Source organism: Chromobacterium rhizoryzae (genome assembly GCF_020544465.1).
Lineage (GTDB): Bacteria > Pseudomonadota > Gammaproteobacteria > Burkholderiales > Chromobacteriaceae > Chromobacterium.
Genome location: NZ_CP066126.1, coordinates 2,408,665 through 2,420,822, shown reverse-complemented (window position 1 = coordinate 2,420,822; position 12,158 = coordinate 2,408,665). Strand labels below are relative to the sequence as shown.

The window sequence follows — 12,158 nt, the reverse complement described above, 5'->3', positions numbered from 1 at the left end:
CATGAACCATGCCGACTTCCGCATCCGCGCCATGATGTCCCGCCGCCTCACCCTGCCCGCCCGCATCAGCCGCTGGCTGTTGATCGGCGTCGCCGCGCTCCTGCCGCTGGCCGTGATCACCCCCATCGTTTACTGGCAGGAGAGCAACCGGCTGCGGCAGCAGGCCACCCTGCAGACGAGCCAGGCGGAAAACATGCTGGATCTGATGCTGGACTACGCGGAGCAGGCCACCGTCACCGTCGCCCCGCTGACCGGCCAGCCGTGTTCGCGGATTGAACAGGCGCTGCGCAAACAAGTCACCATCGTGCCCTTCATCCGCAGCGTCACCCTGGAACGCGACGGCATTCTTTATTGCTCCTCGCTGTTCGGCGTCTACCACCGGCAGATTTCGCCGCCGGACACGCCGCGGTCGGCCACCGAGCTGCGCCTGATGTCCGGCAACGAGCTGACGCCGGACCGGCCCTTGATCATCTACCGCAAACAAGCGGGTCCGACGGCCATCTACATCGCCATCGACGGCGTGCATCTGCAGTTCAGCCTGGACATGGCCAGCGACTACAGTCCGGTCTATATGCGCGTAGGTCCGCACTGGATAGGGCCGGACCACGCGGTGCACCTCAACCCCAGCCCGTCCTTCGATCTGCTCACCATAGAACGCGCCTCCCCCCGCCACCCCTATGCCGTGATCAGCGGCTTCAACCACCGCGACCTGTACCGCCAGATGGCCAACAGCTACGAGCTGGTGTTTCTCAGCATGGCGGCCCTGGGCCTGGTGCTGGCCGCCGCGCTGCGCTGGCAGCTGAACCGGCCGGCCTCGCCCACCGTGGAATTGCAGCGCGCGCTGGACAACGGCGAGTTCGAGCCCTTTTTGCAACCAGTGGTGCGCTCGGACGGGCTGGGCTGGCAAGGCGCGGAGGCGCTGATGCGCTGGCGCCATCCGCGCGACGGCCTGATCCGGCCGGACCTGTTCATTCCGCGCGCCGAGGATTGCGGCATGATCGTGCCGATGACGCGGCAGATGATGCGCCAACTGGCGCGGACCCTGGGGCGGAGCCGGCTGCCGCCTCAATTTCACCTGGGCATCAACATCACCGCCGCTCATCTGCGCGACGACGTCTTGCTGGGGGACTGCCGGCAATTTCTCGCCCACTTCCCGCCCGGGGGGCTGAATCTGGTGCTGGAGCTGACGGAAAGAGAGATGGTGGAGCCCACGCCGGAGGCCTGCGCGCGGCTGGCGCGGCTGCGCGAGCTGGGGGTGAAGATCGCGATAGACGATTTCGGCACCGGCCATTCCAGCCTGGTCTATCTGCAACAGCTGCCGCTGGACGGCATCAAGATAGACAAGAGCTTCACCGCCAGCATAGGCGCGGACGCGCCGTCCAGCCACATTGTCGACAGCGTGGCGGAACTGGCGCACAAATTGAAATTGGAAATCGTGGCGGAAGGGGTGGAAACCGAGGCCCAGCGCGCCTACCTGACCCGCCTGGACGTGGGCTGGCTGCAAGGCTATCTGTTTGCGCGGCCGATGCCGCTGCGCGAGTTTCTGCTGCGCCCGGAACTGGACGCCGCGCGGGCGGCGGCGTCCGACGCCGACGCGGCGCCTTAGAACCTGTTTACGATCTGCCGCGCGTCTGAGGCCCGGCTCTTAGCGCCGGCTTTCCTTGCAGTCGTCCAGCAAGGCCTTGTCGGCGATTTCGTCGCGCAACGATCCTTCCGGCCCCTTGGTCCACCAGCTGTATTGCTCGGCCGCGTATTTGGCGCCGGAACCGGACAGCACATTGCTCAGCAGCATGGTCTTGCCCTTGATCGGCAATACGGCGAAGCTCTGGCCGTTCTTGACGTTGTAATACTTGACCGTCAGCTTGGCGCCGTCGGCGCAGACGTAGTTGACGATCTGGCGCTGTCCGGCCGGGATCTCCGGCAAGGTCAGCGGTTTGGCCAGCGCGGCCGCGCTGCTCAGGGCCAGTACGGCGAATACGGCGGATTTCATCATTTCACTCCTGTTCTTGGCTGCCGGCCGCCGGCCATTCGGCGGCGACCGGGGATAGACCGCGGCGCGGCGGCTTCGTTCGCCTCCGCCATGAAAAAGCCCGCCTGACGGCGGGCTGGAAGGCGTGCGCTACGGCTCAGCCGTGCATGCGGGCGAAGTCCTGCATAAAGTTGGCCAGCGATTTGACGCCCTCGATCGGCATCGCGTTGTAGATGGAGGCGCGGATGCCGCCCACCGCGCGGTGTCCTTTCAGCTGGATCAGGCCGTTCTTGCGCGCTTCCAGCAAAAAGGTCTCCTCCAGCGCTTCTTCCTTCAAGCGGAACACCACGTTCATCCGCGAGCGGAACGGCGCGTCGATATGAGTGTGGTAGAAGCCGCCGCTGGACTCGATCACATGATTGAGCAAGCCGGCCTTTTCCTCGTTGCGGGTGGCGATGGATTTGACGCCGCCCTGCTCCTTCAGCCATTTGAACACCAGGCCGGAGATGTAGATCGGGAAGGTGGGCGGCGTGTTGTACATGGAATCGGCGTCGGCGTGCACCTGGTAGTTGAGCATGGTGGGCAAATCGGCCCGCGCCTTGCCCAGCAGGTCTTCGCGCACGATCAGCACCACCAGGCCGGACGGACCGATGTTTTTCTGCGCGCCGGCGTAGATCAGGCCGAACTGGCTGACGTCCACTTCCCGCGACAGGAAGTCCGAGGACATGTCGCAGACCAGCGGCACGTCCGGCAGGCTTTGCGGCACGAAGGGGAATTGCAGGCCGCCTATGGTCTCGTTGGAGGTGTAATGCAGATAGGCCGCCTTGGGATCGCGCTGCCAGCCGGCTTCGTCCGGCACGTAGGCGAAATTGCGGTCTTCGCTGCTGGCCGCCACGTTCACCTTGGCGTAGCGGCGCGTTTCCTTGATCGCCAGCTTGGACCAGTGGCCGGTGTTGACGATGTCCACGCTGTCGCGCTCGCCCAGCAGGTTCAGCGGCACCTGGGAAAACTGCAGCGAGGCGCCACCTTGCAGGAACAGCACTTTGTAGTTGGCGGGAATGCCCATCAGCTCGCGCAGATCGTGCTCGGCGTCATGGATGATTTCCATGAACTCCTTGCCGCGATGGCTCATTTCCATCACGCACATGCCGGAGCCGTGCCAGTCCAGCATTTCGCTTTGCGCTTCGGCCAGCACCTGGTGCGGCAGCACGGCGGGGCCGGCGGAGAAGTTGTACACTTTGGCCATGTTCATCCTCTATTTGCGTTGACGGCCCTTGGCGCCCGCACCGGCGAACTTTCGGGCCTTGGTATGCGACAAGGCCCGATCGCTAAGCGCCGGGCCTTTGTTATAGCTTACTGACTGAGCAGGAAGTGGGCTCTCGCCACGGCAACCGGCTTTCGCCGGTCTTCTTGCCAGGCTTCGATCAGCACATTGGCCACCCGCTTGCCCTGCTTGGTGATCTCGCACTTGGCGTACAGGGTTTGCGGCCGGCCCGGACGCAGATAGTCCAGCGAGAAATCGACGATTTTCGGCGTTTCCAGCGATTCCCGGTTCCACATCAGGTGCAGCATCGCCGAGCTTTCCAGAAAGCCGCCGATCAGCCCGCCGTGCAGCGCCGGCAAGGCGGTGTTGCCGACGTTGCGCTCGGAAAAGGGCAGCTGAAACAACAGCTCGCCGGCCTCGTCCTCGCCCAGTTCCACCCCCATCAGCTTGATGTAGGGCAGTTCTTCCACGATGAGCGCATAGGCTTTTTGATCGCGCAGCGTGTTGAAACGTTCCATGAAGCGGCTCATGCGGCGGCCTCCGGCAACATCGGCGTACGGCTGGATTCGCGCATGAAGGTGGCCACGCCGTGGGCGATCGGATCGCTGGGCGATTCGTGATAGCACACGGCGCGGGTAAAGGCGATCTGGCTGGCCAGGCGATAACATTCCGCCCGGCAGAAGATGGGCTTGCCCGGCGTGGCCGCCTTCAGGTAGTCGATGCGCAGATCCAGCGTGGCGATGGTTTCCATCTCCGGCAGATGCGCCGTCACCGCCACCGCGCTGCAGGTGTCCACCAGCGAGGTGATCACCCCGCCGTGCAGGATGCCGGTAACCGGATTGCCGACCAAGTCCTCGCGCCAGTCCACTTTCAGAGTGGGCCGGCGCCCCTCGGTGCCGATGTACTGGAAACCCAGGGCGCGACAGTGCGGAAAGGAGACGAAAAGCTGGCTCATCACCTCCAGCACTTCGGGATTGGCCGGCGTCGGAATCATGCCTCGCCGCCCTCATCGGCGGCTTCGACGCCGTCTTCGCCTTCCAGCGCGTCCGCCTCGTCGTCGCTATCGCCCTCGGCCACTTTCTCCAGGCCGATCAGCTGCTCGCCTTCGTCCAGATTGATCAGGCGCACGCCCTGGGCGGAACGGCCGGTTTCGCGCACTTCGGCCACCTTGGTGCGGATCAGCACGCCGCCGGTGGTGATCAGCATCACGTCGTCGGTTTCCTCCACTAGGCTGGCGGCCACCAGCTTGAAGCCGGTCTTGTCGGTCAGGTCCATGGCGATCACGCCCTGGGTGCCGCGGCTGGTCAGGCGGAAGTCGCCGGTGCGGGTGCGTTTGCCGTAGCCGCCGTTGCTGGCGGTCAGCACCATCTGGTCTTCGGAGTTGGTCACCAGCAGGGAGATCAGCTTCTGGCCTTCGCCCAGCTTCATGCCGCGCACGCCTCTGGAAGTGCGTCCCATCGGCCGCACCTGGCTTTCGCTGAAGCGCACCGATTTGCCGGCGTCGGAGAACAGCATCACTTGATCGCCCTCGACCGGCAGACCGTCCTCGATCAACTCGCCTTCAACCGCGATGTCTTCTTCTACGATGGCCTCGTCATCCTCGTCGCCCTGGCCGGCCACGCTCTTGCCGCAGGTCAGCGCCACGCCGATCAGATAATTGCCTTCGTCCAGATTGATGGCGATGATGCCGGCCGCGCGCGGCTTGGAGAAGGCGCGCAGCGGCGTCTTCTTCACGGTGCCGTCGGCGGTGGCCATGAACACGTACTGGTCGTCGCGGAATTCCTTGACCGGCAGCAGCGCGTTGATCTTCTCGCCCTCTTCCAGCGGCAGCACGTTGACCATGGGCTTGCCGCGGCTCTGACGACCGCCCTGCGGCAGATCGTAAACCTTGCGCCAGTAGCAACGGCCGCGGCTGGAGAAGCACAGCACGAAGTCGTGGGTATTGGCCACGAACAAGGTGTCGATGAAATCGTCGTCCTTGGTGGCCGCCGCCTGCTTGCCGCGGCCGCCGCGCCGCTGGGCGCTGTAGTCGTCGATAGGCTGGGCCTTGATGTAGCCGGTATGGGAAATGGTCACCACCATGTCCTGCGGGGTGATCAGGTCCTCGATATTGATGTCGCCGCCGAAAGGCTCGATCTCGGAACGGCGCGCGTCGCCGAACTGGGCGCGGATGGCAGTCAGTTCTTCGCTGATGATCTGGTTGATGCGCTCCGGCTTGGCCAGGATGTCCAGGAGGTCCAGGATCACCGCCATGATGTCGCGGTATTCGGCGACGATCTTGTCCTGTTCCAGACCAGTCAGGCGTTGCAGGCGCATCTCCAGGATGGCCTGGGCCTGGGCGTCGGACAGGCGGTAGCCGCTGGCCTTGAGGCCGAACTCTTCCGCCAGCCCGTCCGGGCGCGCCTTGTCCTGATCCACGCGGGACAGCATTTCCTCCACCAGCGGCGAACGCCATTCGCGCTCCATCAGCGCGATCTTGGCTTGCGGCGGGGTTTCAGACGCCTTGATCAGCGCGATGATTTCGTCGACGTTGGACAGCGCGACGGCCAGGCCTTCCAGGATGTGGCCGCGTTCGCGCGCCTTGCGCAGTTCGAAGATGGTGCGACGGGTCACCACTTCGCGGCGGTGACGCAGGAATTCCACCAGGATCTGCTTCAGGTTCAGCAAGCGCGGCTGGCCGTCCACCAGCGCCACCATATTGATGCCGAAGCTGTCTTGCAGCTGGGTCAGCTTGTACAGGTGGTTGAGCACCACTTCCGGCATTTCGCCGCGCTTGAGCTCGATCACCACGCGCATGCCGGACTTGTCGGATTCGTCGCGCAGGTCGGAAATGCCTTCAATCTGCTTGTCGCGCACCAGCTCGCCGATGCGTTCCAGCAGCCGCGCCTTGTTCACCTGGTACGGGATCTCGTCGACGATGATGGCCTGGCGGTCGCCCTTGCCGATGTCTTCGAAATGAACGCGCGCGCGCATGATCACGCGGCCGCGGCCGGTGCGGTAGCCTTCCTTGACGCCGGCGGTGCCGTAGATGATGCCCGCGGTGGGGAAGTCCGGCGCCGGAATGATGTCGATCAGCTCGTCAATGGTCAGCTCGCTGTTGGCCAGCAAGGCCAGGCAGGCGTCCACCACCTCGTTCAGATTGTGAGGCGGAATATTGGTGGCCATGCCCACGGCGATGCCGGAGGAACCGTTGATCAGCAGATTGGGGATCTTGGCCGGCAGAATCAGCGGCTCGTGCTCGGAACCGTCGTAGTTGGGACCGAAGTCCACGGTTTCCTTCTCGATGTCGGCCAGCAGCTCGTGGGCGATGCGCGCCATGCGGATCTCGGTGTACCGCATCGCGGCGGCGTTGTCGCCGTCCACCGAACCGAAGTTGCCCTGACCATCCACCAAGGGGTAGCGCAGCGAAAAATCCTGCGCCAGACGCACGATGGTGTCGTATACCGCGCTATCGCCGTGCGGGTGGTATTTACCGATCACGTCGCCAACGATACGCGCCGATTTCTTGTACGCGCGGTTCCAGTCGTTGGACAGCTCGTGCATGGCGTACAGCACCCGACGGTGCACCGGCTTCAGGCCATCGCGCACATCAGGCAAGGCGCGGCCCACGATCACGCTCATCGCGTAATCCAGATAAGAGCGGCGCATCTCCTCTTCGAGGCTGATGGGGATGGTTTCCTTGGCGAACTGGTTATCGGTCATAGTTTCTTGATTCGTAAGGATGAACAGGCCGCGCTGCGATTGCGGGTGCATTCACGCGCCCGCCGCAGGGCGGCCAGCATAGGTAATGACAGCTCGTATTCTATCACGAAACGGTCATCTCCAACGGACTTCCGTCAGTCCGGACCGGGCTCTTCCGCCCCTTCCGCGCCCTCGTCTTCCGCCGCGCCCAGTTTAAGATGCTGCTGTAATTGCTTGTTATTGCGCACCCCCAGCTTGCGCAGGCGCTCGGCGCTGGCGACCAGGTTGCCGCGGCCGCTGGACAGCTGCTTCATCGCGTCGCCGAAGCTGTCGCGCGCCACGTCCAGCTGCTTGCCCAGCTTTTCCAGATTGGCGGCGAAGCCGACGAATTTGTCGTACATCGCCCCGCCCTGGCGCGCGATCTCCTGGGCGTTCTGGTTCTGGTATTCGTAGCGCCAGATGCTGGCCACGGTGCGCAGCGTCGCCAACAGGGTGCTGGGGCCGACGATCATGATGCGGCGCTCGAAGGCCTCGTTGAACAAGCTCATGTCCTGCTGCACCGCCAGCAGATAGGCCGGCTCCACCGGGATGAACATGAACACGAAGTCCAGGGTGTTCAAGCGGTACAGGTCCTGGTAGCGCTTCTCCGACAAGGTGCGGATGTGGTTGCGGATGGCCGCGACATGCGCCTTCATTTCCGCCGCGCGCTCGGCCTCGTCCTCGGCGGCGGTGTAGCGCACATAGGCGTTCAAGGACACCTTGGAATCCACCACCAGCTGCTTGCCTTCCGGCAGGTCTATCACCACGTCGGGCTGGTAGCGGCGGTTGCCGTCCTCGCCGGCCACCACGTCGGACACTTGCACCCGGTATTCGCGGTCCTTGTGCAGGCCGGAGGTTTCCAGCACCCGCTCCAGCACCATCTCGCCCCAGGAGCCCTGCGCCTTGCTGCTGGCGCCGGTCAAGGCCCTGGTCAGCGCGATGGCGTCGTCGCCCAGCCGGCTGTTGAGTTCTTGCAGGCGCTTGAGCTCCGCCTCCAGCGACAAGCGCCCCTGGCTGTCTTTTTCATAACTGTCCTGCACCAGCTTGCCGAAATCCTGCAGCCGCTGCTGCAAAGGCCCGAGCAGATGGCCGAGGTTCTGCTGGTTCTGCTCGGTGAAGCGCTTGGCCTTCTCTTCCAGGATGTCGCCGGCCAAGGCCTTGAACTGCCCCGCCATGCTTTCGCGCGCCTCGGTCAACAAGGCCAGCTTTTCGGCGTTCTGGCCGCGCTCCTGCTCCAGCAAGGTCGCCAGCTCCTGCTCGCGCGCGGTGAGCCGGGTGATTTCCTCGCCCTGCGTCTGCGCGCGCGCCTGCAAAACGGCCAGCATCTTGCCCTGCTCCTCGCTGGCGGCCAGCTGCGCGCCAACACGGCGCAACTCCGCCTGCAGCAGCTCCAGCTGCCTCTCCCGCTCCTGCGCCTGCCGCTCCAGCTCCGGCACGCGCTGCGCGCGCGCCACATAGGCGCCCAACTGGGTCTGAACATCGCCCAGTTGCTGCCCCTGTTGCTGCACTTGTGCCAGCGCGGCCCGTTCCCGCTGCCTACACTCTTCCAATTGCAGGTGCGACATCTCCTGCTGCGCCCGCAGATCCGCCCCCTCCCGCGCGAAGCGCCCGCGCATCAAGGCCGCGGCCGCGCCGGCGGCCAGCAAGCCCAGCAACAGACCGATCACCAACATTTCCATCATAAAGCCTTAAATTGGCCGGCCGGCTCTCCATGGCCAAGCCGCGATTGTTCGATGACGAAGCGGAGTCGCTGGGCCAAGGGCGCCGGCGGCACTTCGATGATTTGATAAGCCAGACGCCGATACGTCCGCTCCATCGCGGCGCAAGTGCGCTCCGCCTCGGCAAAGCTTTGCTTGCGCTCCTGATCCTGAATGAAGATTTCGCGCCACGGCGGCAGCAAAAACACTTGGCGATGGTAGGGAAACCGCTCGGCGGCGGCTTGCATATGCGCAGGTATCGGCAAGCCCTGCAAATCGAGATAGCCCAAGACATCGGGCAAGCCGCGATCGAAGAACACCGGCCCGGGCAAACCTTCGGCCAGCCGCAGGCTGCGCAACTCCCAGGCCAGCATCGCCTCGGCGAAAGCGCCGGGGTCCACCCAGGGCAAGGCGCGGCCGCCGATCAACGCCTGATCCTGGATGACGGCGCGGCCGGCCTCGTCCATCACCGAAAACCCGGCGTCGCGCAAGGCTTCCAACAAGGCGGTCTTGCCGGCGCCCGGACCGCCGGTCAGCACCAGCCGCCGCGAATCCGCCGGCCGACTCACGTCGCCGCCCAGTGCTGCAAATACACTTGCAGTTCCTTGCGGCCCTGCCACTCGTTGGCGATCAACTGGTAGACCGCGTCGACATTGTCCGGCAGCCACTCCACCTGATTGAACAGCATGGCGTCGAACTCCTCCCCGTCGCGCGCCAGCCGCAGCTTCAGGTGCTTGTCGCCGACCACGCGCTGGCTCATCACCGCGAAACGGTCGTGAAAATACGGCACCGGGAAGCCCTGGCCCCACACTTCGGCCGCCAATTGCTCGGCGAACGCCAGGTTCAATTCGCGCGGCGCCAGGCTGCCGTCGGTTTCTATGGTGCGGGTCAGGTGACGCTCTTCCAGCAGTTCGCGCGCCACCGCCTCGAAGGCGCGCTGGAATTCGTCAAAGCGCGATTGACGCAGGCTAAGGCCGGCCGCCATCGCATGGCCGCCGAACTTGAGGATCAGACCGGGATGGCGCTTGAACACCAGGTCCAGCGCGTCGCGCAGATGGAAGCCGGGAATCGAGCGGCCCGAGCCCTTGATCTCGCCGTTGTCGCCGGGCGCGAACACGATGGCCGGTCGGTGGAAGCGTTCCTTTAGCCGGGAGGCGACGATGCCCACCACGCCCTGATGCCAGTCGTCGCGGAACAGGGTCAGCGTATAGCGGTTGTCGGCGTCGATGCCGGACAGCGCCGCCAGCGCCTCGTCCTGCATGCCGTGTTCTATGCTGCGCCGCTCGCGGTTGAGCTGATCCAGCTGCTGCGCCAGCCGCTGCGCCTGCTCCTCGTTGCCGGACAGCAGGCAGGCGATGCCCAGGCTCATATCGTCCAAACGGCCGGCGGCGTTCAAGCGCGGGCCCAGCGTGAACCCCAGATCGAAGGTGTTGGCCTTGTAATGGGCGCGGCCGGCGACGCGGAACAAGGCGGCGATGCCCGGCGCCATGCGGCCGGCGCGCATGCGCTTGAGGCCGTTTTCCACCAGGGTGCGGTTGTTCTGGTCCAGCCGCACCACGTCGGCCACCGTGCCCAGCGCCACGTAATCCAGCAGTTCGCCCAGATTGGGCTGACCGCGCTCGTCGAAGACGCCGCGCTGGCGCATTTCGGCGCGCAAGGCCATCAGCACGTAGAACATCACGCCGACGCCGGCCAGGTTCTTGGACGGGAATTCGCAGCCCGGCTGATTGGGGTTGACGATCAGCGCCTCCGGCAAGGTGTCGCCCGGCAGGTGGTGATCGGTGACCAGCACCTCGATGCCTCGCGCCTTGGCGGCGAGCACGCCGTCCACGCTGGCGATGCCGTTGTCCACGGTGACGATGATGTCCGGGTTTTGGCGCGCGGCCAGCTCAACGATCTCCGGCGTCAGGCCGTAGCCGTATTCGAAGCGGTTGGGCACGATGAAGTCGACGCGCGCGCCCAGCATGGACAGGCCCTTGACCGCTACCGCGCAGGCGGTGGCGCCGTCGGCGTCGTAATCGGCCACCACCAGCAGCCGTTGCCGGCCGGCGATGGCGTCGGCCAGGCGGCGCGCCATCGGCAAGATGTTCTTCAGGCTCTGATAGGGCAGCAAGGCCTTGAGGCCGTAATCCAGCTCGGCGCAGTCGCAAATGCCGCGCGCGGCGTACAGCCGCGCCATCAGCGGGCTCAGACCCTGGCGCAGCAATTGCTCATGCGTGTCGGCGGGAATGGTTCGGGAAACGATTTGGGACATGTTTTCTCAATACAAGGCGGACAGCGGCAGCGGCCGCTTCCAGAATTTCCACAGGTCGTTGCGGCGCGCCCTCAGCTCCAGCCCCTCGGGGCCGTGCGCGCGCAAGACCAGGCTGTCGATCCGGCCCTGGCGCAGCGCCTGCAGCAAGGGCGCGAACCAGTCGCGTTCCAGGCGCTGCAGCGCTTCGCGCCAGCCCCAGGCGTCGCGGTACTGCGCCGCCGCCTGCAGCGCGTCCAGCACCAGCAGGCTGTCGCGGCCGCCGGCCTGATCGACGAAGCCGGAAAAATCGTAAGGCGCCGGCAAGCAGGGTTCGCCGGCCTCGGCGGCGATCCAGCCCAGCCAGTCCTCGTCGGCGAACACCTGCTCGGCCGGCGCGCGCCAGCCCGGCTCCGCGCCGCCGCCCCACAGCCACAGGCTGTTGACGCCGAGTTCGCCGCGCGCCTCGCGCTCGTCGTTCAATGGATGGGCGTACAACAGCATCTGCAATTCATTCAGCAGCCGGCTCCAGTCCAGGCCGCGCTCGCCCTGCGGCAAATGCGCGTTGATGTCCTCGCCCACCACGTCCGGCAGCGGACTGAAGCTCGCGGCGGCCGGCGCGTCCAGCTGCAGCAGCCAGCGGCCCGGCTCCAGCGGGTGGATGCGCCAGCCGTCGTCGGCGAAATGACGGTTCGCCGCGTCGGCCAGGGTTTCAGCCTCGGCCTGGCTCAAGCTCATCACGCCGATATCGGCCAGCAAGGCGCGGTCGCGGTCCACGCGCACATGCACCGGATCGGCCAGCAGCCAGTCCCCCCGCTCCGCCGGCAGGCCGGCGCCGCGCGCCCGCAGCCGCGCCAGACCTGCCGCGGAGCCGCGCCACGGCGCGGTCAACAGTTCGCTCAGCGCCGCCGGCCTGGCGGCGCGTTCGCCCTGGCCCAGCAGACGCTGCAAGGCGGGCAAATCCAGGCCCTTGCACACATCGGCGCCGTCGTGGCCGTCCAGCCAGAGCAGACCGGGCAACAACAATGTCAATTTCATTTATCGCTACACATGGATGACAAGATCGAAGTAATATCAAAGCCTTGCAAAAACGCCCTGGCATGGGCGCCCGGCGAAATCAGGCGGATAGCATCCGGAATCGCGGCTATAATTTACAGTTTGCACAGGAACTTATGCCGCGCAAGCTCCCCAAATGTTGAGACGCGGCCGCAAGGCCTGTGATTGGCAAATACGGAATTTACATAAGGTTGGCTCATGGCCAGCCTTTTATAGTGAACG

The 12,158-nt window shown here is 65.2% G+C and carries 10 protein-coding genes; 1 reads left to right on the top strand and 9 read right to left on the bottom strand.

The window, feature by feature from the left end; genetic code table 11:
- The first annotated feature begins 1 nt into the window (after position 1).
- Complete coding sequence (locus JC616_RS11010) at positions 2-1,606, top strand: EAL domain-containing protein (RefSeq protein ID WP_227108246.1); 1,605 nt, start codon at positions 2-4, stop codon at positions 1,604-1,606.
- 39 nt (positions 1,607-1,645) lie between these two features.
- Here JC616_RS11010 and JC616_RS11005 read toward each other — a convergent pair whose 3' ends face one another.
- The 9 genes from JC616_RS11005 to JC616_RS10965 form a co-directional block, all read right to left on the bottom strand.
- Positions 1,646-1,990 carry an MliC family protein gene (locus tag JC616_RS11005; RefSeq protein WP_199225858.1) on the bottom strand — a complete coding sequence of 115 codons (345 nt, stop codon included), beginning with the start codon at positions 1,988-1,990 and terminating at the stop codon, positions 1,646-1,648.
- Positions 1,991-2,126: 136 nt separating this feature from the next.
- On the bottom strand, positions 2,127-3,215 hold the full coding sequence (serC, locus tag JC616_RS11000) for a 3-phosphoserine/phosphohydroxythreonine transaminase (protein ID WP_107801767.1): 1,089 nt from the start codon (positions 3,213-3,215) through the stop codon (positions 2,127-2,129).
- Positions 3,216-3,322: 107 nt separating this feature from the next.
- Positions 3,323-3,751 (bottom strand): PaaI family thioesterase, encoded by a 429-nt coding sequence (locus JC616_RS10995; protein WP_319792930.1) that lies wholly within the window; start codon positions 3,749-3,751, stop codon positions 3,323-3,325.
- Positions 3,752-3,759: 8 nt separating this feature from the next.
- Complete coding sequence (locus JC616_RS10990; RefSeq protein ID WP_227108245.1) at positions 3,760-4,227, bottom strand: PaaI family thioesterase; 468 nt, start codon at positions 4,225-4,227, stop codon at positions 3,760-3,762.
- Positions 4,224-6,935, bottom strand: coding sequence for a DNA gyrase subunit A (gene gyrA / locus JC616_RS10985; RefSeq protein WP_227108243.1), 2,712 nt, complete (start codon positions 6,933-6,935; stop codon positions 4,224-4,226). The genes JC616_RS10990 and gyrA overlap by 4 nt, the downstream gene beginning before the upstream one ends.
- 134 nt (positions 6,936-7,069) lie before the next feature.
- Positions 7,070-8,635, bottom strand: coding sequence for a DNA recombination protein RmuC (gene rmuC, locus JC616_RS10980; RefSeq protein ID WP_227108241.1), 1,566 nt, complete (start codon positions 8,633-8,635; stop codon positions 7,070-7,072).
- The gene (locus JC616_RS10975; RefSeq protein WP_227108239.1) at positions 8,632-9,219 is read right to left on the bottom strand and encodes an AAA family ATPase; all 588 of its coding nucleotides are present in this window, start codon (positions 9,217-9,219) and stop codon (positions 8,632-8,634) included. The genes rmuC and JC616_RS10975 overlap by 4 nt, the downstream gene beginning before the upstream one ends.
- Complete coding sequence (gene recJ / locus JC616_RS10970; protein WP_227108237.1) at positions 9,216-10,904, bottom strand: single-stranded-DNA-specific exonuclease RecJ; 1,689 nt, start codon at positions 10,902-10,904, stop codon at positions 9,216-9,218. Before recJ ends, JC616_RS10975 begins: the two co-directional genes overlap by 4 nt.
- Before the next feature lie 6 nt (positions 10,905-10,910).
- Positions 10,911-11,918: a hypothetical protein gene (locus JC616_RS10965; protein ID WP_227108235.1), complete on the bottom strand. Its 1,008-nt coding sequence runs from the start codon at positions 11,916-11,918 to the stop codon at positions 10,911-10,913.
- Positions 11,919-12,158: the final 240 nt, after the last annotated feature.

Excerpts from the sequence above, each read along its gene's own strand:
- JC616_RS11010 (WP_227108246.1), top strand. The coding sequence starts at position 2 with ATGAACCATGCCGACTTCCGCATCCGCGCCATGATGTCCCGCCGCCTC.
- JC616_RS11005 (WP_199225858.1), bottom strand. The coding sequence starts at position 1,990 with ATGAAATCCGCCGTATTCGCCGTACTGGCCCTGAGCAGCGCGGCCGCG.
- serC (WP_107801767.1), bottom strand. The coding sequence starts at position 3,215 with ATGGCCAAAGTGTACAACTTCTCCGCCGGCCCCGCCGTGCTGCCGCAC.
- JC616_RS10995 (WP_319792930.1), bottom strand. The coding sequence starts at position 3,751 with ATGGAACGTTTCAACACGCTGCGCGATCAAAAAGCCTATGCGCTCATC.
- JC616_RS10990 (WP_227108245.1), bottom strand. The coding sequence starts at position 4,227 with ATGATTCCGACGCCGGCCAATCCCGAAGTGCTGGAGGTGATGAGCCAG.
- gyrA (WP_227108243.1), bottom strand. The coding sequence starts at position 6,935 with ATGACCGATAACCAGTTCGCCAAGGAAACCATCCCCATCAGCCTCGAA.
- rmuC (WP_227108241.1), bottom strand. The coding sequence starts at position 8,635 with ATGATGGAAATGTTGGTGATCGGTCTGTTGCTGGGCTTGCTGGCCGCC.
- recJ (WP_227108237.1), bottom strand. The coding sequence starts at position 10,904 with ATGTCCCAAATCGTTTCCCGAACCATTCCCGCCGACACGCATGAGCAA.
- JC616_RS10965 (WP_227108235.1), bottom strand. The coding sequence starts at position 11,918 with ATGAAATTGACATTGTTGTTGCCCGGTCTGCTCTGGCTGGACGGCCAC.